This window comes from Siphonobacter sp. BAB-5385, assembly GCF_002261125.1.
Taxonomy (GTDB): domain Bacteria; phylum Bacteroidota; class Bacteroidia; order Cytophagales; family Spirosomataceae; genus Siphonobacter.
Genome location: NZ_NMPS01000224.1, coordinates 22,171 through 45,624, shown reverse-complemented (window position 1 = coordinate 45,624; position 23,454 = coordinate 22,171). Strand labels below are relative to the sequence as shown.

24 protein-coding genes are annotated in these 23,454 nt (G+C 45.9%); 11 read left to right on the top strand and 13 right to left on the bottom strand.

The window, feature by feature from the left end:
- Nucleotides 1-140: 140 nt before the first annotated feature.
- Nucleotides 141-1,022, bottom strand: coding sequence for an aldo/keto reductase (locus BWI93_RS23935; RefSeq protein ID WP_217902339.1), 882 nt, complete (start codon nucleotides 1,020-1,022; stop codon nucleotides 141-143).
- Nucleotides 1,023-1,168: 146 nt separating this feature from the next.
- Nucleotides 1,169-1,654 carry a cupin domain-containing protein gene (locus tag BWI93_RS23930; RefSeq protein WP_094816138.1) on the bottom strand — a complete coding sequence of 162 codons (486 nt, stop codon included), beginning with the start codon at nucleotides 1,652-1,654 and terminating at the stop codon, nucleotides 1,169-1,171.
- A 308-nt stretch (nucleotides 1,655-1,962) separates the two neighbouring features.
- Between BWI93_RS23930 and BWI93_RS23925 the strand changes: the two genes are divergently transcribed.
- Nucleotides 1,963-2,655, top strand: a complete 693-nt coding sequence (locus BWI93_RS23925; RefSeq protein WP_199182119.1) for a helix-turn-helix domain-containing protein — start codon at nucleotides 1,963-1,965, stop codon at nucleotides 2,653-2,655.
- 556 nt (nucleotides 2,656-3,211) lie between these two features.
- Here the strand turns inward: BWI93_RS23925 and BWI93_RS23920 are convergent.
- Together BWI93_RS23920 and BWI93_RS23915 are read right to left on the bottom strand one after the other, a co-directional pair.
- Nucleotides 3,212-3,982 (bottom strand): SDR family oxidoreductase, encoded by a 771-nt coding sequence (locus tag BWI93_RS23920; RefSeq protein ID WP_094816134.1) that lies wholly within the window; start codon nucleotides 3,980-3,982, stop codon nucleotides 3,212-3,214.
- Between the two features lie 37 nt (nucleotides 3,983-4,019).
- The gene (locus BWI93_RS23915) at nucleotides 4,020-5,060 is read right to left on the bottom strand and encodes an aldo/keto reductase (protein ID WP_094816132.1); all 1,041 of its coding nucleotides are present in this window, start codon (nucleotides 5,058-5,060) and stop codon (nucleotides 4,020-4,022) included.
- 387 nt (nucleotides 5,061-5,447) lie between these two features.
- Here BWI93_RS23915 and BWI93_RS23910 point away from each other — a divergent pair, with 387 nt between their 5' ends.
- The gene (locus tag BWI93_RS23910; RefSeq protein ID WP_094816130.1) at nucleotides 5,448-5,825 is read left to right on the top strand and encodes a helix-turn-helix domain-containing protein; all 378 of its coding nucleotides are present in this window, start codon (nucleotides 5,448-5,450) and stop codon (nucleotides 5,823-5,825) included.
- Between the two features lie 404 nt (nucleotides 5,826-6,229).
- Here BWI93_RS23910 and BWI93_RS23905 read toward each other — a convergent pair whose 3' ends face one another.
- From BWI93_RS23905 to BWI93_RS23890, 4 genes are all read right to left on the bottom strand, one after another.
- Nucleotides 6,230-6,703 carry a hypothetical protein gene (locus BWI93_RS23905; protein WP_141217582.1) on the bottom strand — a complete coding sequence of 158 codons (474 nt, stop codon included), beginning with the start codon at nucleotides 6,701-6,703 and terminating at the stop codon, nucleotides 6,230-6,232.
- Between the two features lie 67 nt (nucleotides 6,704-6,770).
- Nucleotides 6,771-7,118 (bottom strand): nuclear transport factor 2 family protein, encoded by a 348-nt coding sequence (locus BWI93_RS23900; RefSeq protein ID WP_217902338.1) that lies wholly within the window; start codon nucleotides 7,116-7,118, stop codon nucleotides 6,771-6,773.
- A 419-nt stretch (nucleotides 7,119-7,537) separates the two neighbouring features.
- On the bottom strand, nucleotides 7,538-7,879 hold the full coding sequence (locus BWI93_RS23895) for a DoxX family protein (RefSeq protein WP_094816126.1): 342 nt from the start codon (nucleotides 7,877-7,879) through the stop codon (nucleotides 7,538-7,540).
- Between the two features lie 96 nt (nucleotides 7,880-7,975).
- Entirely contained in the window at nucleotides 7,976-8,851 is an 876-nt protein-coding gene (locus BWI93_RS23890; RefSeq protein ID WP_094816124.1) for an SDR family oxidoreductase, read from the bottom strand.
- Nucleotides 8,852-8,965: 114 nt separating this feature from the next.
- On the opposite strand from BWI93_RS23890, the gene BWI93_RS23885 reads away from it, so the two are divergent.
- The 4 genes from BWI93_RS23885 to BWI93_RS28355 are packed head-to-tail and all read left to right on the top strand — an operon-like array spanning nucleotide 8,966 to nucleotide 10,753.
- Entirely contained in the window at nucleotides 8,966-9,328 is a 363-nt protein-coding gene (locus BWI93_RS23885) for a helix-turn-helix domain-containing protein (RefSeq protein WP_094816122.1), read from the top strand.
- Nucleotides 9,329-9,333: 5 nt separating this feature from the next.
- Nucleotides 9,334-9,840: an aspartate/glutamate racemase family protein gene (locus BWI93_RS28365; protein WP_217902337.1), complete on the top strand. Its 507-nt coding sequence runs from the start codon at nucleotides 9,334-9,336 to the stop codon at nucleotides 9,838-9,840.
- Nucleotides 9,795-10,148: an aspartate/glutamate racemase family protein gene (locus tag BWI93_RS28360; protein WP_255158041.1), complete on the top strand. Its 354-nt coding sequence runs from the start codon at nucleotides 9,795-9,797 to the stop codon at nucleotides 10,146-10,148. The genes BWI93_RS28365 and BWI93_RS28360 overlap by 46 nt, the downstream gene beginning before the upstream one ends.
- Nucleotides 10,142-10,753 (top strand): aspartate/glutamate racemase family protein, encoded by a 612-nt coding sequence (locus BWI93_RS28355; RefSeq protein WP_217902336.1) that lies wholly within the window; start codon nucleotides 10,142-10,144, stop codon nucleotides 10,751-10,753. Before BWI93_RS28360 ends, BWI93_RS28355 begins: the two co-directional genes overlap by 7 nt.
- Nucleotides 10,754-10,901: 148 nt before the next feature.
- On the opposite strand, the gene BWI93_RS23875 is transcribed toward BWI93_RS28355, so the two are convergent.
- From BWI93_RS23875 to BWI93_RS23860, 4 genes are all read right to left on the bottom strand, one after another.
- Nucleotides 10,902-11,594 (bottom strand): hypothetical protein, encoded by a 693-nt coding sequence (locus tag BWI93_RS23875; RefSeq protein ID WP_176454312.1) that lies wholly within the window; start codon nucleotides 11,592-11,594, stop codon nucleotides 10,902-10,904.
- 130 nt (nucleotides 11,595-11,724) lie between these two features.
- Entirely contained in the window at nucleotides 11,725-12,768 is a 1,044-nt protein-coding gene (locus BWI93_RS23870) for an NAD(P)-dependent alcohol dehydrogenase (RefSeq protein WP_094816118.1), read from the bottom strand.
- Nucleotides 12,769-12,861: 93 nt separating this feature from the next.
- Complete coding sequence (locus BWI93_RS23865) at nucleotides 12,862-13,650, bottom strand: SDR family NAD(P)-dependent oxidoreductase (RefSeq protein ID WP_094816116.1); 789 nt, start codon at nucleotides 13,648-13,650, stop codon at nucleotides 12,862-12,864.
- Between the two features lie 110 nt (nucleotides 13,651-13,760).
- Nucleotides 13,761-14,648 carry an AraC family transcriptional regulator gene (locus tag BWI93_RS23860; RefSeq protein ID WP_094816114.1) on the bottom strand — a complete coding sequence of 296 codons (888 nt, stop codon included), beginning with the start codon at nucleotides 14,646-14,648 and terminating at the stop codon, nucleotides 13,761-13,763.
- 182 nt (nucleotides 14,649-14,830) lie between these two features.
- On the opposite strand from BWI93_RS23860, the gene BWI93_RS23855 reads away from it, so the two are divergent.
- The 5 genes from BWI93_RS23855 (at nucleotide 14,831) to BWI93_RS23835 (ending at nucleotide 19,694) form a co-directional block, all read left to right on the top strand.
- Nucleotides 14,831-15,022 (top strand): cyclophilin-like fold protein, encoded by a 192-nt coding sequence (locus tag BWI93_RS23855; protein ID WP_369679215.1) that lies wholly within the window; start codon nucleotides 14,831-14,833, stop codon nucleotides 15,020-15,022.
- A 53-nt stretch (nucleotides 15,023-15,075) separates the two neighbouring features.
- Nucleotides 15,076-15,702 carry a (2Fe-2S)-binding protein gene (locus tag BWI93_RS23850; protein WP_094816112.1) on the top strand — a complete coding sequence of 209 codons (627 nt, stop codon included), beginning with the start codon at nucleotides 15,076-15,078 and terminating at the stop codon, nucleotides 15,700-15,702.
- Nucleotides 15,699-16,694, top strand: coding sequence for a xanthine dehydrogenase family protein subunit M (locus tag BWI93_RS23845; protein ID WP_094816110.1), 996 nt, complete (start codon nucleotides 15,699-15,701; stop codon nucleotides 16,692-16,694). Before BWI93_RS23850 ends, BWI93_RS23845 begins: the two co-directional genes overlap by 4 nt.
- A gap of 26 nt (nucleotides 16,695-16,720) precedes the next feature.
- Nucleotides 16,721-18,961, top strand: coding sequence for a xanthine dehydrogenase family protein molybdopterin-binding subunit (locus BWI93_RS23840; RefSeq protein ID WP_094816108.1), 2,241 nt, complete (start codon nucleotides 16,721-16,723; stop codon nucleotides 18,959-18,961).
- Nucleotides 18,962-19,100: 139 nt separating this feature from the next.
- Entirely contained in the window at nucleotides 19,101-19,694 is a 594-nt protein-coding gene (locus BWI93_RS23835) for a sugar O-acetyltransferase (RefSeq protein WP_094816160.1), read from the top strand.
- Nucleotides 19,695-19,888: 194 nt separating this feature from the next.
- Here BWI93_RS23835 and BWI93_RS23830 read toward each other — a convergent pair whose 3' ends face one another.
- Complete coding sequence (locus BWI93_RS23830) at nucleotides 19,889-23,332, bottom strand: alpha-L-rhamnosidase (RefSeq protein WP_255158039.1); 3,444 nt, start codon at nucleotides 23,330-23,332, stop codon at nucleotides 19,889-19,891.
- Nucleotides 23,333-23,454 lie beyond the last annotated feature (122 nt).

The window sequence follows — 23,454 nt, the reverse complement described above, 5'->3', positions numbered from 1 at the left end:
CTTCTTTTTTCCCAAATAAGGGGTCTATTCTGACGTTTCCGGAGAACCACTGCTCAGGACCCTTGGTTGAGGCTTGCTCTCCATTTTTATAATTTCCATGGTTTCAAATGTTTGTTATGCTTCACAACTGCTGATCAGTCTTATCTTTTAGTGTAAACTGGAAAATGGCTTGCCTGTCCATAGTCTTTGATGGTCTCAATATTCATAAGCAGTTTCATATCTTGCGTGCTAATTTCAAAATCGACTGCTGCGTTGGATTTCATGTGTGCCGGGTTGGCTGTCTTCGGCAACGGTAGCATCCCAAGCTCTAACGCATAGCGAATAGCTACTTGCGGTATGCTTACCCCGTATTTTTGAGCGATTTCGTTCACCTGCTGATTTTTCAAAAGTTCCCCATGCCCGATTGGCGAATAAGCTTCGACAAGGATTTGGTTTTCTTTGCAAAACTTAATCATCTCATGGGGAGTGTTACTGATGTGTGCCAAGATCTGATTCACCATCGGCTTGACGTGGGCAGAGGCGAGAATATTGCTAATATCAGGTTCTTCGAAGTTTGACAAACCAATTGCTCTCAGCTTGCCAGCCTTATAGGCATCCTCCAAAGCCCGCCAGGCTTCTTTGTTGCCTTCAAAATACCGGTCGGCCTGGCCATATTCTGCCCAAGGCTGGGGACTGTGAATAATCATCAGATCTATATAGTCCAGACCAAGAGCCTGTAAAGATCCATCAATCGAGGCAATAGCCTCCTGGTAGGATTTGATCTCCGCGGCAAGCTTGGTGGTTATAAAAAGCTCCTCTCTGGCGATACCTGCATTTCTGATGCCCTCTCCGACGCCTGGTTCGTTCTGGTAGGCCTGTGCCGTATCAATGTGACGATAACCCGCTTGCACGGCTTCTACGACAGCCTTACCGGCGTTCTCATTGCTTATAAACCATGTACCCAAGCCAAGTTTTGGGATTTCAACACCATTCGACAAGGTGTATGTTTCATTTAAAATCATTGTATTGTTTTCTGTTTTCAACTAATGTTACTTAGCAGGTGATAGTAGCCCTATCGTTTAGCTCATTCACCTAAGCGGCAAATACTTTTTCCTAATCCAGCTCGTCTCCTCAATATTTCATGCCTGCTTTTAGTGTACCTACCAATAGAGGGATCTGGTTAATTAAGCTATTGACCGTTGTATTCTTGATCGGTCACCGGCTGCTTCCATTCCACGATGCCTTTGTCCGTATTAGGAACAATATAAAGTTGTTGCATGCCTACGTCTGGGCTGGCCCCGTGCCAGTGAAGCGTATTGGGTGGACACTTTACCACATCTCCCTTGCGTAATATTTGCTTGGGCTGACCAACTATTTGGTGGAAGCCAACGCCAGCAGTGATAATCAGAATCTGGCCACCGGGATGCGTATGCCAGTTGCTTCGGGCACCTGGCTCGAAATAGACATTGCCGACAGAAGTCGTATAGGCAGAATCGGCATCTACTAATCCTATATTCCAAGCATTGCCAGTGAAGTTTTCGGCTGGCCCACGCTTGCCTTTGGGAAAAATGGCGTTGGATTCGACCGTATCGGTTTTGGCTGTAGGGCTACAACTCAACAGGAAGCCAACTAGAATCGTATAAAATACGGAGGTAACATTTCTGTAGCAGTTCATAGGTGATAAAAATTGAATTAGGGTTGTAAAGCATCCAGAGCACCCTTAATGGTACGAATGGTTATTGATTTGATTACAAAGGTAGGCAGCGGGTACTTCCTGATTGTGACATTAAACACGCCAATAATGTCACATATCACCTATCTTTACGCGAAGATATGGAACCAATAGATCTTAGTGTTGCCCCCAAAGTTTTGCTGGTCGTAATCACCCGCGAAGGCGACTTTCCGAAGCATTTTCAAAAGCTCTATCACACGCATTTATACTGCCAGGCAGGTAGTATCAAGTTTTTGTTTAATGATCAGCCGATGGAATGCAAAGCCGGACAGTTTCTTTTCTGGTTTGCCGAAAGCAGGTTGTCGGGATTGCAGTTTTCAAAAAATTTCAAAGCCACTGCCTTACTGGCTGGGAAAGAATTTTTGATGGATAATATTCCCGATCAGAGTTGGAGTATCAACGCTTTGCTGCATAGCCGCGTGCATCCCGTAAAAACGATACAATCCGATCGCCATCGAAAAAGAATACTAAACAACTTTGAAAGTCTATACCAGCATTCTCTCGATACGGATCACCGATTCTACGCAGAATATCTGAATCTGAGAATGAAGTTATTCGTGCTGGATATGTGGGACACCTTTGCCGATGAATATGAACAACGAAAACACAGCCTGCAAACGGGTAGTTTATATGAACAGTTTATTGAGTTACTACAGCAATATTGCATGCAGCACCGGGAGGTTCAGTTTTATAGTAGACAGTTGAATATAACTCCAAAATATTTGAACCATCTGTGTAAAATTCATTCTGGGATTACTGCTTCTGAATGGATCCAACGTTACGCCAAAGAGCGGATCATTATGCTATTGCAAAACAAAGCACTCAACATTTCAGAAATCGCGAATGAAATGGAATTTAGCAGCCATTCCTTTTTCACCCGCTACGTGAAGAAATTATTGGGCGTAACTCCAGGCGAATATAGAAATAGGTTGGAATCGACTTAGTACAGGACAATCCCTTTGGTTACGTACTTTGATATACGTACATAAAGTGTAAAGCCAAAAATTAGTAGGGGCTTAATAAGTAGTCAGCTTTAAATCAAAGTAAGATCTAAGTAGATAAAGACGCTCTGAACTACTTTATCCAATGAGAAAGGTATTGCAAAGCATAAGGAGGCAGCAGGTTACAAGCACACCCTCACAGACCTATATAAAAGAGTACCTGAAAAGGCCAAGAAGATTAACCCAGCCAAATCATCCATTCCAGCCAACAATCATGGGAATCTAACGCACAAGGCCAATCAGAACCATGCTCTTCATATATTGGGGTTTATCAGGCCAGAACAGAACTGACAGCCTAAACATCAATATCAGTTCAATAATTCAGCTTTGCACGAGTGATAAATCGGGTATTTTCAAACACGATCAGGAGCTACCGGTAGCGAACTTTGGCTCATGGAGAGAGGCTATTGATTATACAATCAATAGCCTCTCTCCATTAAATGTGATAGCGATAGCTTCGCAGATTGATTCTCTATATTCTTGCGATCAATAATTACGCTTAAATCTGTCCTAATCCTCCGTCAGCCGTCAGCTCGCTTCCCGTCATAAAACTACTTTCCTCAGAGGCTAGAAAAAGAGCGGCGGCGGCAATCTCTACTGGTTCACCCATCCGGCCCAGTGGGCTTTGAGCTCTGATCCCTTCCATCATGGCTTCCATTTGACCCGTTTTAGAAAGACCGTCCATCACGCCTTTTGTTGCCGTTGGGCCGGGAGAAAGCACATTGACACGAATTCCCGTACCTCGAAGATCCTGTGCCCAAGAGCGAGCCAGACTACGAATCGCTGCTTTGCTGGCACTGTATACGCTCATGGCCGGTGTTCCCATCGAAGCACTAATAGAACCGTTTAAAATGATACTACCACCTGCACTCATTAGAGGTAACGCCTTTTGCACAGTGAAAACAGTACCTTTGACATTAATACTAAAAATCTCGTCAATCGAAGCTTCCGTAATATATCCTAGTGGCTCCCACTGAGCAATGCCCGCATTGGCAAACAGGACATCAATTCTTCCATGTTTAGCTTTAATACTTGAGTAGAGCTGTTCAAGATCTTCAACTTTAGAACTATCAGCTTTAACGGCGGTAATCTGATCACCTAACTCAGAGACGGCTTCATCTAGTGTTTGCTGGCTACGTCCGGTGATGTAGACATGAGCTCCATGTTCCACAAAAAGCTTGGCTGTAGCCAGACCAATCCCCGTATTACCTCCGGTAATTACGACAACCTTAGTAGCCAGACGTTGAAAATTTGCACTAATATTTTCCATATTCGATTAATGTGAAGAAACTTTTGATACTATTGAATTATAAGACTACTTTGAAAGGGTGCTCAATGAGATCCAGTCTATTGCCAGTCATCGCTTTTCTTTGGTCAGCTGAGTAGATCAAGTCATAGGGATACCCTTGCCTAATGACGCTTGCTTGATCCAATCGATCGATTTGTGAAGGGCTTAATTGTAGCTCGGATGCTTTTAAATTATCGGCTAATTGAGTCTGTGTTCGAGGACCAATCACGGGAATGACACCCTTACTCATCGTCCAGGCCAGGGCCACTTGCCCTGGATTCGTACTCGTTTCATTGGCTATAGCGAATAGCTCATCGAGCACTTTTTCTGATAGTGAGGAGCCTTCATAAGGAATACTTCCCTTTAATGCAGTGGCTCGGCCCGATTCTCCGTTGCGATATTTACCCGTTAAGAGTCCTCCCGCTAAAGGCGACCAGGCCAGCACGCCCAAGCCAAATCCTTCTGCCATCGGAAGAAGCTCCCGCTCCGTTGCTCGTTGAAGTAGGCTGTATTCTAATTCAACGGCCACTAAGGGAGCCCACCCTCTAAGGTTAGTCAAAGTCGCCGCAGGATGCATCACGCGCGGAAAATTAGATAGACCACCGTATACAATTTTTCCAGCTCGCACTAAGTCATCGAGCCCTCTGACCACTTCCTCTATGGGAGTATACGAATCATCCATGTGAGCAAAATAGAGGTCGATGCGATCGGTCTTTAATCGCTTTAGGCTAGCTTCCACCGCCTGCACCATATTCTTGCGATGATTGCCAAGGGTAGCTAGGGAGGGAGAAGCAACCGTATCACGCGTGTATTTAGAGGCAATGACAAAATCATTTCGTTTGTCTTTAAGCATTTTGCCAACTAATTGTTCGGATTCTCCCCATTGATAAGTATCGGCCGTATCAATCAGGTTTCCTCCCTGCTCAGCATAGAGTGAAATGATATTCGCTATTTCTGCTTCATCCACACCATAACCCCAAGCATTGCCAAAGATGGCCGTACCCAATGCTAACTCACTTACGGGCAAACCGGTACGTTGCCCCAATAGTTTGTATTTCATAGAATTGTTTTTTGACTTTTACTGACCTAGTATCGCAATTGCATCGGCTGGATTGATTGGGCTAGTTGACATTGCTTGTAATCGTGTTTGTCTTTATATAGTGATTTAGATTCCTGTATAGTTACATTCTATGTTACTGGTCCCCTTACTCCCTTTGCATCAAAGGATCTGGAGTTACTATACATAAATTCAGAGCAAAGAGAGTTATAGGGTTTGCAGAGTCCAGCACTTTTAAAAGATCAGAAGTCTTTTAGTGCTGGTTCCGTCCAATGGTATACACCATTGCTTTATAAGTAAAACGGGTAGGCCCGCTTACAAAATGAATTATATTTACTTACCAGTAGTTACTAACTGATCTTTAGAAACCTAATTGCGACTATTTCTGCTATGATAAAAAATCAAAAGTTTATCACTAATGCTGCTGACCTGCCTGAATGCATCGGCGATTTGAGTGCGGTTAAAGATGCACTCTACGCCATTGGTGGTAAGTGGAAACTTCCTATTCTAATGGCTCTGTTTGGAGGCAATCAGCGATTTAATGAGCTACTTCGTGGGGTGATTGGCATTTCGTCTAAAATTTTATCGAATGAACTAAAAGACTTAGAGGAAAACGGATTCATTCAAAGAAAGGTGATCGAGAGTTACCCTTTAGTCGTTGAGTATGAGCTTAAGCCTTACAGTTATACGCTGTTAGACGTAGTCATCGCTTTGAGTGAATGGGGGTTGATGCACCGCGAAAAATTAAAAAACGAGTTCTCGAGTTAGACCATATACCGCTTATGCATATACGTAAAAACTAAATACAAGCAACCGCCAAGTTATTACGATGACTTAGGGTAGAATCAGATTCTGAGTCTTGTTCCCTCCATTCGAGTAATGACTCAAGGCAGGGGAGTACACCTTTCCCTTTTTCAGTCAGCCCGTTTACAAGGTTGGGCGAGCATCGTGGTATACTGATCGCTCAATGAGCTAATGGGTTTCTAGCTCCCGCCGCATTTGAGATAATCGTTTTGAAGTGAGGCTTGATATTATTTTTTGCATAGAAAAGCCCTTAAACGTTGACATGCAAAGAATAACCTCGTAGTACACCTGGCGGTCCTGTTTTCTACCGTTTACCAATTGCTCTGCTTGTCTAATATTTATAGGCATTATTAAGATAGATCGCCAATCTAATCTAGATATTGTATTCGTATAGCTTCTTGAAAAGGTTCACTATTGAGTAGACTTCGAAGGTATTCTATCTCTGGCGTAGTCACTAAATGAAGGTTAACTCTTTCTTTCATAAGTAAAAGGAGCGTTATCCCCGAAGCAATTTGTAGCCTCTGTAACTTCCATTGCTTAAAATGCTCCACATGAATCATTTGTGCGAGCAACGCTTCTAAGTGCTTTACCTGTTGGATGACATCATCGATGGCTAAATACTCCGGGCTATGTTGGATGTACTCTTTAAACTGCTCCAGAGAATATTCTTCTTCGATTGAAAAGAGAATATAAGTAGCCCTAAGCTCTTGCGTAGATACCGTTCTTATTGTACACTCGAACGGTCGTAATGAAGCGGGGCCAAGTAAATCAGCAAATTGCGGCTCAATTTTTGAATGAAAAATTTCATTTATATTCATAAAGTGTCTAGAAATTAGCTCCATATGATACGTATACGAGCAGAAACCCATACCTAATTATCTATCTAATTAAGTATGGGTTCAAGTAAGCTTATTGAGCTAAGGGTCTTGCTTCGACGATGACAAAATGTCCAATCCGGGCTTTGATGAACCATTTCCCATTTTCAAGTACGTAGGTGTCTTCGTATTTGACACTATAATCGGTAAGCACATCCGGGCCTTCAGAGCCGCGGATCATTTTGATTTGAGAGAAAGATACACCCGTAGCACTGGCTCCATCAATTTTTACAGTATGCTGGCCATTGAGCGTAAAATAGGTTTTTACCTGAGAAGCGTGGCCATTAAATTCATGCTCCAGGTTTTGCGTTCCCACGGTTTCAGCTACCAAATTACCATTCATGTAGACTTTATAGGTGGCATCGGGAGTGAATAAGCCCATCTGCTCCGAGATTTTTTCTCATCCCCTAGATAAGCATAGGCGTCAATTAAATTTCTTAGTTCTTCTTTGGTTTGCAACGTTTCTGTAGTCATGGCTTTTACTTGAAAGTATTTAAAATGAATGCTGTAAGTGCTCCCTGGCTTTTTGTCAATGGTACGTAACTCCTTGACAAGTTGGGATTTGCACTGGCTTGTGCTCTTACAAATGTAGGAGTCCCTGGCTTTCTAAAAACTTTAGTTACGTCAAGGTAATCTGCTTTTTAATAATTGACCAGTGACCTGGTTTCTTAGTACTGCTGTGGAGAGGAATGCATAAAATGAGAAGCAGGAACAACCGCCGTATTAACCTTGATAAGCTCAAACGAAAAAGGTGGCATACACTCGATTGATTGCTAGCTGAGTATAAAGGTGAGTGGTCGTTCATATAAATACAGAACGGTCTCTGAGAAAGGCAGTGGCCCAAATTAATACTAAAAGTACCAGAGCATTAGGATTCACTTGGTGGGAAAGTTCAGTAGCCAGGGCTCCCGCAAAATAGCAGGATAAAAGAATGAACCCGAGCTTCATCGTTTTAGGGAAGGCAAATAAAGCCGCAAAAATGATCTCGGCAAGTCCCAGCCCTAAGCGAAAAGAACCCACACCAACGGCTTCAAGCATATGGTTACCTTCAGGATTACCTGCTAACTTCATTACACCGCTCATTACCACCATGCCTACTACCAGCACCGTAAGGCCGGTAGAAATAATCTTTTTAACGTTCATAGATCATCTAATTCGAAATCATAAGGGGGGGGAAATAGCACGGCCTATGCCTTAGCGGTTGAACGCCTGAAGCTACAAGCCGTACTTTACTGGCAGTTATAATGAATAGGCTTTTTTCAAAAACGTTTCCACGCTCTCCGGCTTTCTTCCTAAAATCGTTTCCAAATCCCTAGAAGGAAAGTTAAATTCACCCTGAGCGATGGCCAGGCAGAACGTTGATGCCCCTTGGATGGCTTCCTCAGGTACACCAAAGCTTTTCAATTGCTGAGCGAATACTTCAGCGGAAGGCGAAACGTACTCAATGGTTTTGCCTGATAACCGGCTAAGCATTCCAGCAATATCATGAAAGGATTTAGCCGTTACGCCACCCAGTTCATAGATTTTATTTTCGTGGCCTTCTGTGGTGAGCAGTATGGCAGCAGCGGCGGCCATATCGTTCCGACTGGCAAAAGAGGTTTTGCCTTCTCCAGCGGGTAAGAAAATGGTTCCGGTTTCGACTACATTAGCTCCCATGAACATCGGTAAAATATCCGAGTATAATCCATGTTTTAAGATGGTGTAGGTAAGTCCCGAAGCTTGAATGAGCTGATCGGTTTTATAGTGAGCATCCCCTACCAAAGCAATGGGTGAAGTGCCATCTTCGGATTTACGCTGAGCACTCGTGTAAAAAATATGTCCTACGTTAGCTTCTTTAGCGGCTTTAACTACATTTTCATGCTGGGCCAAACGGTTGATGATTTCACTAGAAGAAACAAAGTATAGTTTGTCAAACCCTTGAAAAGCATTGACTAAAGAATTATAATCGCTATAATCCCCTTGCAAAACCGTTACCCCCTTTGCTTGCAGGGCTTCAGCCTTTGGTAAATCCCGAACTAAGACTGAGATCGAACTAGGGTCTACTTTGGTTAACAACTCATTGACTACCGCTGTACCTAAATGTCCGGTCGCTCCGGTTACTAAAATCGTACTCATGGGATTACCTCTTTTTGTTTTGATGAGACAAATCTAGCTATATTAGCATTCCAAAAGATAGCAGTTACCTTAAAGTAAGCAGTTACCTTCAGGTAGCCAGCTTTCTAAAAGAATATGAAAAAACGGGATCATTCGCAGTGTACGGGGGATTTACTACCCATTCGGGACGCTTTGGACGTGCTAAGTGGCAAGTGGAAGCTTCAGATTGTCATAGCTATTTCAGCGGGTAATACTCGTTTCCGGGAGATTGAGCGGGCCGTGACGGGAATTACATCTAAAGTATTAACCAAAGAGCTAAAAGACCTCGAAGAGCATCAGCTCATCAAACGTAGTGTTTATACAGGAACACCCGTGTTAGTCGAATATACGTTAAGTGAGTACGCCGAAAGCCTGGAACCAGTCATTAGGGCTCTGAGTGCGTGGGGAAAAGGACACCGCAAAAGGCTGATGCAACCTACTCCCCTTGATTTAAATTAAACTTTATGAAGACTTTCGGAATTGTTGGGGGATTAGGTACCTTATCAGGAGGAGATCTTTTCTTTAAATTATTGAAATCCAAAGCTGTACTGGAGAATCAGCAGGACTTTCATTTTCTCTTTGAGCAGCATCCTTATCAGCAAATGAATGCCCGGCTAGAAAATGAGGCCGATCTACACTCCCGTAAATTTTACGCGTACACCACCTGTAAAGCCTTCGAAGCCAAACAAGTAGATAAGGTTCTCTTACCCTGTTTTGCTTCTCATGGTTTTATTGATCAGCTTCAAACTGAACTTCAGATTCCCATTCTCAATCTCTTTGACGCCTTAAGTTACTACCTTAAGAATACCCTAAAAAAGGATGAAAAAGTAGGGATCATCGCCTCGGATTACGTAAAAAATCAAAGCTGTTTAGTCGTTATTTTAAGGACTATGAGCTTGTTTTTCCCAGCTCGCAATCGCTCATTATGGAAGCGGTGTATGGTCCGCAAGGCATTAAGAAGGGATATTTAGAGGGCATATCCCTAGAGTATATTTATCAAGCCTGTCTGGAGCTTGAACAGACCGGATGTCGCGTGATTGTACCGGGTATTACTGAACTCTCTCTTCTTTGTGAACCCTTAGCTAGACGTGGTATTCGTCTGATGGATGTCAACCAAATATATGTAAACTACGCCCTAGCTAGTGAAATCCGCAAACCTTCTAAAGAATTTAAACTGGGAATTTTAGGAGGTGTGGGGCCAGCTGCCACCGTAGACTTTATGGCAAAAGTGATTAAAAACACCCCTGCTCAGAAGGATCAGGATCATATTAAATGGTAGTTGAACAGAATCCGCAAATACCGGATCGAACGGCTCATTTATTGCGTAATGAAGCTGATCCTACGCTGGCGATGTTTTCTACCTGCAAGCAGTTGGAAGCCGAAGGAGCTCAAGCCATCGCCATTCCCTGTAACACGGCCCATGCCTTTATAGAAGCCATCCAGCCGCATCTGCGTATTCCCATTATCCATATGCTTCACGTAACCATTGAACATATTATCAAGCAGTATGGGAAAGCTGTAAAGGTTGGATTACTAGCAACGAGTGGAACTATTGAGAGCCAGGTATATCACGAAATCGCTAGTAAAGAAGGCTTGTCTCTATTAATTCCTGAGCCTGAATTTCAAAAAGAAGTTATGGCGAGCATCTATGGCCCTAAGGGAGTGAAAGCAGGCTTTTCGAAAGGACAATGTGTAGAGGACCTGACCAAAGCCATTGATCACCTAACTCAACGGGGAGCGGAAGTTTTGATTTTAGGTTGCACGGAATTACCGCTAATGTTTCCGGATCAAACCTCTATAGTGAGCCAAGGCAAAAGAGTAGAACTGGCTGATCCAACGACCCTACTGGCAAAAAAATGTGTACACCTGGCATTGAATGTTTGATACCCTACTGCCGAACTTTGATTAGTCTTAACATCATCGTTTACTTGAAGAGAGGTACTTACTACTCTTTTTTACAGACTAAAGCCCGATTATCAACCATTAGTCTGTAAAAAGGAGTAGCTTACTTTCAGCGAGGCTGATGTAATCGTTACTGTTTCAAAGGCTTTGAATAACTAAACGCATTCGTGCTGATTTGGCTGTACGAAGGTTGTACGCCTTCTAACAACTGCAAGGTCTTGTTTTTACCTGCTCTGATTTCTAGTGAAAGGACTTTCCCTTGATGACCACTTGCAAGCCAGGGAATTTCCGTTAAAAGCATTTGTCCCTCCGTTGAATAGCTATAGATGCGGGCTAACCCCTTACTAGCAACGGCCTTGTCCATTTGCTTTTGCAAGGATAACATCAATCCTTCTTCTTCGCCTTCCCCTATGCTAGCCATTTGTTGATTTCCCCTGGTTTCAATCTTTATTTTTTTATGAATATAGGGGAAATTGTAAAAGTGCTTAAAGTGCTCCAACGCTTTAACATCACTCACGGCTCCCCAGATAGGCCAGTTCCCCGCTTGCTCCTGGCTCATTACTTCTAGATAAATAAAGGCAATACTATAGCTAGGGATACCGGACGTTTGATCAGTCGTATAGATTTCCATTCCCCCCGTTACAAGCCCCTGCTCATTACTTTTAACTTTTAGATTCGCAGGAACTAACGTTTGTGCATCACCGGCTTTTACTTGAAAAGCAATGGCCATGAAGTTGGAAGTTTTGGCAATATAAGGAGGTGGAGTCTGATTCATCTGAAGAGATTGAGCAGTTAATGATTGGGAAGAAAAAATAGCCCACATAACCCAGCTAAAGATCACAATGGATGGGGTAAGACCTAACGTCTGCCTTAGAACTGGATAACCTTTTCTAGATCTCATAGAATACGTCTCTAAACTTCAAAAAAATGATAATGACCCTAGGATTGGGCTATTAAAGAGTAGCCATATCAATGACAAATCGATAACGCACATCGCCCTTTAGCATTCGTTCATACGCAGTGTGGATGTCTTTGATGTCAATGAGCTCAATGTCGGAAACAATATTATGCTCCCCGCAGAAATCCAGCATCTCCTGCGTTTCAGCAATGCCCCCGTTGGCTGAACCTGCGATACTTTTCCGACCTGGAATCAAGCTGAAGGCCGACAAAGCGGAAGGCGTTGGCGGAGCTCCTACGCAGATATGCACACCATCTACTTTAAGTAAAGCCAGATATTGGTTATAGTCGTGCTCGGCGGATACCGTATCCAAAATAAAATCAAACGTAGAAACCGCTGTTTGCATCTGACCAGGATCGCTGGTGACGATAAAATGATGAGCCCCTAACTTTTTGGCTGCATCTTCCTTCGCTGGCGAAGTACTCAATACCGTTACTTCCGCCCCTAAAGCTAAACCAAACTTGACGCCCATATGCCCTAATCCACCCAGTCCCACTACGGCCAGTTTGTGTCCTTTACCAACCATCCAGTGCCTGAGTGGAGAATACGTGGTGATTCCTGCACATAATAAGGGAGCCGATGCCGCCAGATCTAGGTTTTCGGGCATATGCAACACAAAATCTTCGTTTACGACGATAGTGTTGGAATAGCCTCCGTAGGTGGGGGTCTTTTTATCCTGCTCTAAGCCATTGTAGGTCTGACTATTTCCATTCAGACAGTACTGCTCTAGACCATGCTGGCAATTTTCGCAGGTTCGGCAGGAATCGACCTGGCAACCCGTACCCGCTAAATCACCTATACTAAATTTAGTTACCTGACTACCTATGCCTACTACCCGTCCTACAATCTCGTGGCCAGGTACCATGGGAAAGATGGCACCGCCCCAGTCGTCTCTAATTTGGTGTAAATCGGAATGACAGACCCCGCAGTACGTGATATCAAACTGCACATCGTGAGGACCGAGCTCCCGGCGTTTAAACGCCCAAGGAGCTAAACCGGAATCTTTTGTCTGGGCTGCGTACCCTTTGGTTGCAATCATAAGAGGGTTGATTTAAAACAGGTTACCTAAGCTTGATTAACCTATAAAGTGAATGGGTTAAAAGTTCATTCAGGTCTTTTATTATTTTTATCTCTAACGTTGCTGTCTATGAATTTTCTTGTCTAGACTTATACCCGTAATTTCCCTACATCCAGCAAGAAAATTTTCCTGCACCTTCACATCAGTAGCAGTAGACAGGTAGCGAGCGTGTTTTTGATGGTGAAAATAGTGGCCGCTCACTAGGGCTTCAGCTTCAGTACTCACCGCTAGCCAAACCTGCGTCTGAAAGCCCTTCTCAAGATTATCTGGAGCCCCGACTCCGCCCATCTTCGTGGGGACCCAGCCAGGATCTACGGCATTGGTATACACCTCTTTCCACTGACGAGCCACGGCCATAGCCAGGATTAAATCGTGCAGTTTGGTATCGGCATACGTAATCGGTCTTTGATGATCTTTAGCAGTTGATACATTGGGTAAGTCCGCCTTCCCCTGAGTATGCATTGAAGAACTTAAGTAAACCAATCGTTTAGGTTTTTCAATCAAGCAGGTCAGAAGATAAGGAGCTAGGCTGTTCACTGTAAATAAAGGAGAAAAGCTACCAGGTTCCCATGCATTTTCATCGTTCTGATAGATACCTGCATTATGAATGACAGCATCAAAAGGTGCTAAGGTATTAGCTTCGAAAGCTAATGCTTTAATTTCCCCTACATGGGCCAGGTTTGCTACAAGGACTTTCCCTGCTCCCGGAACTCTTGCTACGGTTTGATCAGCTCTTTCTTGATTTCGAGCATGAAGGATAACTTCATGTCCTTTGGTTATCAAGTCCCGAGCAGCCAATAGCCCCAGACCGTCGGTTGAGCCAGTAATCAGAATTTTAGCCATGAATGCTTGAGGTATGGTTACTGTAAAGATTCTTAATAAAAAGTATCCATAGTTATAGGGCTCAGCGTAGGAAAGAAATCGAACTTATCTATTTGCATCGGCTCTACCAGCTAATTCATACTTCTATACTCATGAGGCGTTACGCCTACTTTCTGTTTGAAGAACCGAGTAAAATGCTGAGGGTACTTAAAGCCCAATTCGTACGAAATTTCGCTAACGGATTTATTGGTATCAAATATCCATCCCTTCGCTAGATTAATGATATGAAGCTGAATGAATTCTAAGGCCGTTTTGCCCGTTTCCCTTTTGATGACATCCCCGAAATAATTAGGGGATAAATGTAACTCACGGGCAAAGTGAGCAACCGTGGGTACGCCCTCGGTTTTGAGCTGGTCACTGCGTAAATACTCCTTTAATTTCAATTCAAACTGCTCGACAATTCCTTGATTGGCCTGCTCGCGGGTGATGAATTGGCGGTCATAAAAGCGGGTACAGTACTTGAGCAGCAGTTCAAGATTGGCTACAATCAACGCTTTACTATGCCGATCAATGTTTTGACTGATTTCGGTAGTAATATTTCCCAAACAGGCATTTACCGTTTCTTTCTCCTTATCAGACAAATGCAAGGCCTCATTCGACTGATAATCGAAAAAAGAGTATTCGTGAATCTGCTTGCCCAGGCTCGTGCATTTCAGCAAATCGGGATGAAAAATCAGGGCTTTGCCATAGGGCTGGTGCATTTCCCCCTCCGGTTCGTTAGTAATGACCTGCCCTGGTGCAAAGAAAACCATCGTGCCTTCGGCATAATCATAATACTGATTGCCGTAACGTAAATCCCCACAGTGCGTTTCTTTAAGGATGACCGCGTAGAAATGCACGGTAAACTTTGATCGTGGCAGAAGCTTCGACTGATTCAGATCCACCCAGTTAATGAGTGGGTGCAGCGTTCGGTTATTAAACCTATCGCTATACTTTTTTATCGTATCGTAGACGATCATGCCTTTGTTTTTACTCAAATCTACGCCCTATATAGACACTTCTTACCAGGAACGGTAAAAGTGGTAGACAAAACCGTAAAATGTATACAAGAAGTTGTCTTCATGAAAGACACTTTTGTCTACCATTGGACACTATTTTAACTAACTTCCTAGATTACTGGCATTTACTGTAGAACTTACTTATTAACGCTACTAACCCCGGAATCATTCAAATGGGCGATCTGATGCTATATGGGTCCTATACGCTAGTTCTCTTTTATGAATACTTCCGCACTTCGTATGCCTACACCAGGCTTGGCAAAATTGATCACCCAGCCGCTTTGGCAGCGGCTTTAGAATCGGGTGACATATCCATTTCTTTTCAAATCGAGTAATAACTGCAACGTGGGTCTATGATCGGTTATCATACAGCTAAAAAACTGACTTTATGAGTACGCACAACAACGAGCCAAATCCTAATTCTTCCTCCCGTCGCTCTTTTTTGAAGCAGTCGACGGCCCTTACCGCCATCGCCTTCACGCCCGGAGCGGCCGTTTCCGCCGCTCAGAAAGGCTGGGATGAGCAGGTAGCCCTGGCGTTTGAACAACTCCCCTTACGCCTGGAAGTTAACGGAATCGCCCAACAGGTGAATGTGGAGGCCCGGGTGACCCTGCTCGATCTTTTGCGAGATCAGCTACACCTTACGGGCACCAAAAAAGGCTGTGATTACGGCCAGTGCGGAGCCTGCACCGTGCACGTGAATGGCGAGCGGGTGAACTCCTGCCTTACCCTGGCCATCACCACTGAGGGCTGCCAGGTAACCACCATTGAAGGACTAGCCAAAGGGGAAGAACTACACCCCATGCAGCAGGCTTTTCTCAAACACGATGGATTTCAATGCGGGTACTGCACCCCTGGACAAATTATGTCCGCGGTCGCCTGCATCAAGGAGGGCCACGCCGACTCCCCCGAAGAAATTCGCGAGTTTATGAGTGGTAATATCTGTCGCTGCGGAGCTTATCCCAACATCGTCAATGCTATTCTGGAAGTTAAAGCGAAAGGAGAAAAGCTATGAATCCGTTTCAATACGTGAGAGTTTCCAGCTCTCAGTCAGCCCTCACGGCTCATGCCAAAGAGAAGGGGAGCTACTTTTTAGCCGGCGGTACTAACCTTATTGATCTGGTGAAACGGGAAGTTATTGTTCCCGAAAAACTGGTGGACATCAACAAGTTACCAATGGCTACCATTGAAGAGATTTCTACGGGCCTGCGGATTGGAGCCCTGGTGAAGAACTCTACGCTTGCTGAACATGAGGTAGTCAAAAAACACTTTCCGCTGCTTTCCTTGGCTTTGAATGCCGGAGCTTCGGCCCAGTTACGCAACATGGCTACGGTTGGCGGAAATATGATGCAGCGGACGCGGTGCTCCTACTTTTACGAAACGTCCATGCCCTGCAATAAACGCAGCCCGCTAGAAGCTGGTCCTGATAAAAATCAGCCCAACGGGCCCTCGGGCTGTGGAGCGTTAGAGGGTGTGAACCGGATGCATGCCATCTTTGGGGGCTCTTCCAAATGCATTGCCGTGCACCCGAGTGATATGTGCATTGCGTTGGCAGCCCTGGAAGCCACCGTGCAGATCCAGGGTTTGAAAGGAGTTCGAACCATTTCTTTCGCTGATTTTCACCGCCTGCCCGGAGATACGCCTCAAAAAGACAACACCTTACAGCCGGGTGAGTTAATTGTATCCATTGAGCTTTCCAGCAATGACTTTGCCCAGCATTCGCATTATGTAAAGGTGCGGGATCGAAGCTCCTATGCCTTTGCGTTGGTTTCAGCCGCCGTTGCGTTGGAGATGAAAGGAAAAACCATCCAGCAGGCTCGACTGGCTCTGGGCGGGGTTGCCCATAAACCCTGGCGGCTGCCCCAGGTCGAATCCTTCTTGCGGGGCAAAACGGCCAGTGAAGCTGTATTTAAAGAAGCCGCTCAGTTAGCCATGCAGGGGGCTAAGGGATATGGACACAATGATTTCAAACTTACCCTGACTCCTCAAACCATCATCCAGGCGTGAAAGGAGCCTCTAACCTAGCCTGATCCATGGAAAAGAATCCAAAAAATCCACCCATCGACCGGGTTGACGGGCGAATGAAAGTAACGGGAGGAGCCAAATACTTTGCCGAATTTGAAATGCCTAAAATGGCCTATTGCGTCATCGTCGGCAGTACCATTGCCCGGGGTAGCATCACTGGTATTCAAACGAAAAAAGCCGAAGCTTCTCCGGGGGTGCTGGGGGTATTCACCCATCTCAACCGTCCTCCTATTCCAGGTTGGGATTCGCCCGTCACGGGCAATGCCAACGGACCAGCCCCGGCTCCACCCTCCGGGGGTGAAACCTACCGTATTCTTTCGGGAAAAGAAATCCTCTTTGACGGCCAGCCGGTGGCTATGGTCGTAGCCGATACGTTTGAAAGAGCTACTTACGCCGCTTCACTGGTGAAGGTAAGCTATGCCAAACAAACACCACACACCGAGGTGGGCAAAAACCTGAGTAAGGCCGTTACGCCTAAGGGACCCCGCTTTGCCGACTATGCCCGGGGAGATCGTAAGGCTCTGGAGTCCGCTCCGGTGCAGCTGGAGTCGAGCTACAGTATTCCCATTGAAGTGCATAACCCGATGGAACTTCACGGCATCCTGGCTCATTGGACAGGTCCGGAAGAGATCATGATTTATGCTAAAACACAGGGGGTAATGGCTACGCAACAGGCCATGGCTCGGGCGTTTAAGATCGATGCTAAAGGCATCCGCGTGCACACTGAGTTTATGGGTGGAGGCTTTGGAATGGGCCTTCGAACCTGGCCCCAGGAAGTAGCCACCGTAGCTATTGCCAGGAAGCTGGGACGACCCGTTAAGCTGCTGATGACGCGAAGTCAGATGTTTACGCTGGTAGGTCACCGTCCCTATACCCTGCAAACCATTCGCATGGGGGCCGACGCCAATGGAAAACTGTTGGGTATCGTACACGAAGCCACCGCCGAAACGGCCAGCTACGAAGATTTTACAGAGGCTACTGTCAACATGACCCGGTTTATGTACGAGAGTGCCTACCTGGAAACTCGCTATAAAATCGTCCCGCTGGACCGGAGCGTACCCATCTGGATGCGGGGACCGGGCGAAGCCACGGGAGCCTTTGCATTAGAATCGGCCATGGATGAGATGGCCCATCAGCTCAAGATGGATCCGATTGAATTCCGACTCAAAAATTATACCGAAACGGACCCTGAGCGAAACCGTCCCTTTTCCGCTAAAAACCTCAAAGAAGGCTACGAAAGAGGAGCGAAAGCCATTGGCTGGAATCAGCGAAAAAGTGAACCCGCTTCCATTCGTGAAGGGGACTGGTTGGTCGGCTACGGCATGGGAACGGGAACGTTTAATGCTTCTCGCGGACAAGCAACCGTACGGGCTATTCTGAAATCCGATGGGTCGTTAACGGTTCAGTGTGCCGTAACGGACATTGGGCCGGGTACGGGAACCGCGATGACCCTGGTTGCTCATCAGGTTCTGGGCGTACCCCTGGATCGAATCAAGGTGGAATACGGGGATACCACCCTTCCCCCCGGCCCCATGCAGGGAGGCTCAACGGTAACTTCCACCGTCGGCTCAGCCGTCATGGATACCTGTACTCTGATTAAAAAAGAGCTGGCTCAACTGGCAACTGGAGCCGGGGGTCCCCTACAGGGGCAGAATCCCGAGGACCTGGTCTTGGAAGAAGGTCAGTTATACGCCGGAAACAATCCATCCAAGAAGGTTTCCCTACTAGAATTGATGCAGCAGAGTAACGTGCCTGTCATCGATAAAACCCAGTTATCCAAAGGCGGAGACGAGCAGCAGAAGTATTCCATGTACTCCTTCTCTTTACATTTTGTCCAGGTGAACGTGCATGCGTTGACCGGGGCAGTGAAAGTAACGAAAGCCATTAGCATTGCCGATGCGGGTCGCATTGTAAGTCCCAAAACCGCGGCCAGTCAGATGATCGGCGGGGCCGTCGGTGGCATTGGCATGGCTTTAACGGAAGAAGCTCTCATCGATCACCGCTTGGGAAGATTTGTCAATAACAATTTCGGGGATTACCACGTGCCCGTACACGCAGATGTGCCAGCCATTGAAACCATTTTAATCGATAAGCCTGATCCCTATATTAATCCGATGGGTGCTAAAGGCATGGGAGAAATTGCCATCATTGGTTTTGCGGCTGCGGTAGCTAATGCGGTTTTCAATGCTACGGGTAAAAGAATCCGGGATTTGCCCATTACCCCTGACAAACTGATAGGACTTGTTTAATTTCCATGGGATCAGTAGTATATCTAGTACTATTTGATCCCATGATGATCAATACATCTGACCAAGAAGCTGTAGCATGGCAACACTGGACAGTGAGAGCTTGTTGCCCAGAACTACATTTTACCCTAAGAGATCTACTATGACCAGTGCTCATTCTGACCAGCAGTCCAAGACTAACTCCACTATATTTAAGCGGCTCAAAGCGGGAGAACTTCTAAGAAAAGATGATCCCGAATACCCGGATTTTGCTGAAGTAGTTTCACGTACGATTCATTTATGTATGGAAATGAACGCTACCGCCACTGGGATAGATCAGGTAAGAGAGAAACTCAGTGTAATTGTGGGGTACCCTATTGATCCATCGACAACGATTTTTCCTCCCTTTCATACCAATTTTGGTATTCACATTCAATTGGGAAAAAACGTTTTCATTAATCACGCCTGTTCTTTTTTAGACATTGGTGGAATTATTATTGAAGATCATGTACAAATCGGTCCCAGAGTAAATCTTACCTCTGAGAATCACCCTATAGATCCGCTTGACCGTCAAACGCTCATTCCTAGCCCAGTAGTCATCAAGCGAAATGCCTGGATTGGAGCTGGAGCCACCATTCTTCCCGGAGTTACTATCGGAGAAAACGCAATCGTTGCTGCGGGTGCAGTAGTGAACCGGGACGTTCCCGAAAACACCATTGTTGCTGGGGTTCCGGCTAAGATTATTAAAACTTTGTAGTATACTATATCTACTGGTCAACCTTTCTCAAGCTTTTAAGATAAGTATTAATGCATGTAAGTCTTCGTTTATGAGCTTATCTTCTTGGTGCAGCAGCCTTTGAAAGCTTATCTTCAATCCTTGCACAATGGTATTGGTATTCTCTTGCCATTATGTAAAAATTCCCGAAATTGATTTATCAAAGAAAATGGCAACTAAGGCTTCACTATAATTTCATAAGTCCCCGAAAGAAGCTCGAATACTTGTTTTCCTTTAGCACTTGAGTAGCTAACGACTTTGGGAGACGCAAATGGTTTTCCATTGATGGAGATCGCCTGGGCGGAAGGAGCTAGTAAGGTTACCGTTGCGGATGTATTGGCGGGAATGACGAATCGGTACACATGCCCTTTTTCTTTCTTTTTCCAGCTACTTTCAATACGTCCGTACATCGAATCGTAATAGCCGCGAGCATAGGTCATCTGTCCCGTAGGATCTGGTTCGGGATGGAGCAGGAAATGCTTGAAGCCCGGGGCTTTTTCGTCCCGTTCAATGCCCAGCGAATAGTTATACAGCCAGGACCCAATGGCTCCAAACGAGTAATGATTGAAGGAGTTCATTTGGTTATTGCCCCCGAATCCATTCGTATGTGTGTACGAATTCAGTCGTTCCCAAATGGTCGTTGCTCCCTGATCAACCGAATATAACCAGGAAGGATACGAGGTTTGTTGCAATAGCCGATACGCCGTTTCGGAATGCCCCTGGTCCGATAAGGCTTTATTGATCCAGGCCGTACCAATAAAGCCCGTCATTAAGGAATACGACGGCGTGAGGGTACCGTTCTCAGCCTTACTTTCCCGTTTGATGCTTTCCACGAAGCGATCAATAGCTTTGGGAAGGTGCTCTGAATCATACGCATCAAATACTAACGGAAGCACATAAGACGTCTGAGTATCCACAGCATCTCCCGCTTTCAGAGTCGCTGACGGATTTTGTTTAAAGCCGGAATGAATGGTTTTTCCGCTCTGCTTTTCCACGTACGTGGCATTAAAAAAGGATTTCCGCTGTTGGTGTAAGTCCTCAAACGTTCGGACATCCGCTGTTTTTCCCAAAACAGTAGCCATTTTTTGCATCAGCTCCAGATCGTAAATCCAGTACGCCTCCCATAAAAGTGAATTATCGTTCTTGTTTTGCTCTGGTCCCAGCCAGTCACCCAGATTTCCCCAGAAGGTCGGATTTTCCTGGGTGAGCAATCCGGTTTTAGGGTCTATGTTTTTTTCCTGGATATAGCGGGTGTAGCGTTTCATGGCTTCATAGTGGGCGGCCAGTAATTCTTTATCGCCATACTGCTGATAACTTTCCCAGGCTACGGTCAGAGCCGCACTTCCCCAGAGTATACCGCCGAAGCCTCCACCCAAAGGAGCCACGTCCGTAAAACGGCCATCGGCTCGCTGCACATCCCGCATGGCTTGCAGGTGCCGGCTTAGAAACTGCGGTAAATCGGCCAGGTAGGTAGCAGTGCGGGCAAATACAGAAATATCGCCGCTCCAGCCCAGACGCTCGTTGCGTTGGGGACAGTCGGTGGGAATCGACAGAAAGTTTCCGAGCGTGGACCAGGTTATGTTTTCCCAAAGTTTATTCACTTTGGCATTGGAGGTTTCATACTGGGAGGCCAGTTGATGAATGGAACTAAGAACCGTTCCCTTCACAGCCGTTAGCGGTAAGGGCTGATCGATTCCGGTGATCTCCACAAAGCGGTAGCCGTGGTAGGTAAAGCGGGGGGCAATCGTCTCCTCTCCCCCTCGGGCAAAATAAAGATCCTGAGCCATCGCTGCCCGGATGTTTTCAAGCATGATCATGCCCTGATTTCCGGTATATTCCGGCAGATCCGGGTATTTTACTTCCGCATACCGCAAGGTAAGCTTGGTTCCAGCTTTCACGTTTGACAAATGGATCTCAGGAACACCCACCATGTTTTGACCCATGTCGTAGACAAAAACGCCGGGACGAACTTCCTGCATCGATACGGCAGTAAGCTCCCGGACCTTTTGTACGGTTGGCCCAAATTGTCCCCGTAGCGTGGCCTGCGAGTAATCAGCTACGCTGGGATTGTTGAGTGAATACGCCTGACTGACTTGCTTCGACAAACCGATTTCCTGGGCCGGCTTCCATAAGGAAGCATCGTAAGCAGCAGTACACCACCCTTCAATGGCCCGTTCCCGCAAAGCGTCGTAGACTTCGCCCTGAAAAAAACTACCGTAGACCATTGGTCCCCCGTCGAAATAAGTCCAGCTTTGGGGCTTACTCACGATGATCTGCTCCCTACCATCAGCGTAGGTAAGAATGAGCTGAGCCAAAAGTGATTGCCGATCTCCAAAATAATTCCAGTTTTCGCCGGCGTACGTAGCCCCGCCGCTCCACCAGCCTTCGCCTAAGTAGGCTCCCAACGCATTTTCTCCCGCCCGAATCTGCTTGGTAACATCGTAGGTTTGGTAGAGGTGGGTTTTGTTATACTGCGTTAGGCCGGGATTAAAATAGTCCTGACCAATCCGTTTGCCATTGAGGTAGACTTCGTAAATCCCCCGAGCGGTTGCATACAGGCGAGCTTTCACAAGTGGTGCAGACGACGCCGTAAAAGTCGTACGTAACATGGGCATGGCGGCTTTACTAGGATTGGCCGTCAGCAATACGCCCGTCTGACCACCCTGCACTCGGTAGGCCTGATTTTTAATGTGTATCCCGGAAAAGATCCCCTGGTAAGGGCTTTGATGAAGCGGTTCGGTAAAGAGAACATTCGAAGGACTTCGATAATTACTAATTTTCACCTCAGAGAAAAAGGCGGTATGTCCCTTCGGCACCGAAAACCCAATCTCGCCTAATACGGGAAACGCAATGAAATCACCTCCATTACCCAAGGGATTCAGTCCGGCTTCGGCCACGAGGTGACTTCGATCTTCGCCATCCACATAAAAGTGTGAAATGCCCAGGTTAGAGTGCAGGTAAATCCGGTGCTTGTCGTATTTATTCTGCTCATTGATTAGACTCAGGGGAATGGGAAAACTTTTTAATGGTTTCTCGGGATGATCCGAAGGATGATAGCCTGCCCGGTAGACCTGAAGTAGAGCCGTTCCGTTGTTGGATAAGGGACTAATATCGAGTTCAAGACGCAGATACGATTCATCTTTTCTATTGGCTAGCTTGAACAGGTTTTTGTTGGGATCCATGAGCCGAGGGTCATTGGCTCCATAGACAAAACTGGCCCGCGTGGAAGACTTTTCAAGTTGCAGGCTATAACTTAGTTTAAACACGGGCAGGTAAGATGAGTAAAGCACCAAACTCGTATCCGTCCCACCAATCCACCGGGCCCCGTTCCAGGCCGAGCCTTCCGCATTCGTATCCATCAGTCCCGTTTCAAACCAGGATTCAGACCGGTGGGCACGATGGGACTGATCCCACACCTGAAGCTGCCACCGGTACCGGGTACGGGCTTTCAGTGGTTTCCCGGCGTAGGGAATGGCTAGAGAACTACTGCTTTTTGTTTTCTTAGAATCCCAAACAGGCTGCCCCCTTTCATCCGTAACGACCAGTTGATAGGCCGTTTGACTAGCTCCTCTGGTTGGTGTTTGCATTTGCCAGCTAAAACGGGGACGCTCGACATCCATACCCAGCGGAGTTGGAGTGTACTCAACTTGTAGGTTTTTAAGATGAACTTGAGCAGTGGCTATGCATGAACAAAAAACAAAAAGGGCAAGTAAGAGTGGTACTCTGAAGTTCATGATGTGAT

Excerpts from the sequence above, each read along its gene's own strand:
- BWI93_RS23930 (WP_094816138.1), bottom strand. The coding sequence starts at position 1,654 with ATGAACTGCTACAGAAATGTTACCTCCGTATTTTATACGATTCTAGTT.
- BWI93_RS23925 (WP_199182119.1), top strand. The coding sequence starts at position 1,963 with ATGGAATGCAAAGCCGGACAGTTTCTTTTCTGGTTTGCCGAAAGCAGG.
- BWI93_RS23920 (WP_094816134.1), bottom strand. The coding sequence starts at position 3,982 with ATGGAAAATATTAGTGCAAATTTTCAACGTCTGGCTACTAAGGTTGTC.
- BWI93_RS23915 (WP_094816132.1), bottom strand. The coding sequence starts at position 5,060 with ATGAAATACAAACTATTGGGGCAACGTACCGGTTTGCCCGTAAGTGAG.
- BWI93_RS23910 (WP_094816130.1), top strand. The coding sequence starts at position 5,448 with ATGATAAAAAATCAAAAGTTTATCACTAATGCTGCTGACCTGCCTGAA.
- BWI93_RS23905 (WP_141217582.1), bottom strand. The coding sequence starts at position 6,703 with ATGGAGCTAATTTCTAGACACTTTATGAATATAAATGAAATTTTTCAT.
- BWI93_RS23900 (WP_217902338.1), bottom strand. The coding sequence starts at position 7,118 with ATGGGCTTATTCACTCCCGATGCCACCTATAAAGTCTACATGAATGGT.
- BWI93_RS23895 (WP_094816126.1), bottom strand. The coding sequence starts at position 7,879 with ATGAACGTTAAAAAGATTATTTCTACCGGCCTTACGGTGCTGGTAGTA.
- BWI93_RS23890 (WP_094816124.1), bottom strand. The coding sequence starts at position 8,851 with ATGAGTACGATTTTAGTAACCGGAGCGACCGGACATTTAGGTACAGCG.
- BWI93_RS23885 (WP_094816122.1), top strand. The coding sequence starts at position 8,966 with ATGAAAAAACGGGATCATTCGCAGTGTACGGGGGATTTACTACCCATT.
- BWI93_RS28365 (WP_217902337.1), top strand. The coding sequence starts at position 9,334 with ATGAAGACTTTCGGAATTGTTGGGGGATTAGGTACCTTATCAGGAGGA.
- BWI93_RS28360 (WP_255158041.1), top strand. The coding sequence starts at position 9,795 with ATGGAAGCGGTGTATGGTCCGCAAGGCATTAAGAAGGGATATTTAGAG.
- BWI93_RS28355 (WP_217902336.1), top strand. The coding sequence starts at position 10,142 with ATGGTAGTTGAACAGAATCCGCAAATACCGGATCGAACGGCTCATTTA.
- BWI93_RS23875 (WP_176454312.1), bottom strand. The coding sequence starts at position 11,594 with ATGTGGGCTATTTTTTCTTCCCAATCATTAACTGCTCAATCTCTTCAG.
- BWI93_RS23870 (WP_094816118.1), bottom strand. The coding sequence starts at position 12,768 with ATGATTGCAACCAAAGGGTACGCAGCCCAGACAAAAGATTCCGGTTTA.
- BWI93_RS23865 (WP_094816116.1), bottom strand. The coding sequence starts at position 13,650 with ATGGCTAAAATTCTGATTACTGGCTCAACCGACGGTCTGGGGCTATTG.
- BWI93_RS23860 (WP_094816114.1), bottom strand. The coding sequence starts at position 14,648 with ATGATCGTCTACGATACGATAAAAAAGTATAGCGATAGGTTTAATAAC.
- BWI93_RS23850 (WP_094816112.1), top strand. The coding sequence starts at position 15,076 with ATGAGTACGCACAACAACGAGCCAAATCCTAATTCTTCCTCCCGTCGC.
- BWI93_RS23845 (WP_094816110.1), top strand. The coding sequence starts at position 15,699 with ATGAATCCGTTTCAATACGTGAGAGTTTCCAGCTCTCAGTCAGCCCTC.
- BWI93_RS23840 (WP_094816108.1), top strand. The coding sequence starts at position 16,721 with ATGGAAAAGAATCCAAAAAATCCACCCATCGACCGGGTTGACGGGCGA.
- BWI93_RS23835 (WP_094816160.1), top strand. The coding sequence starts at position 19,101 with ATGACCAGTGCTCATTCTGACCAGCAGTCCAAGACTAACTCCACTATA.
- BWI93_RS23830 (WP_255158039.1), bottom strand. The coding sequence starts at position 23,332 with ATGGATGTCGAGCGTCCCCGTTTTAGCTGGCAAATGCAAACACCAACC.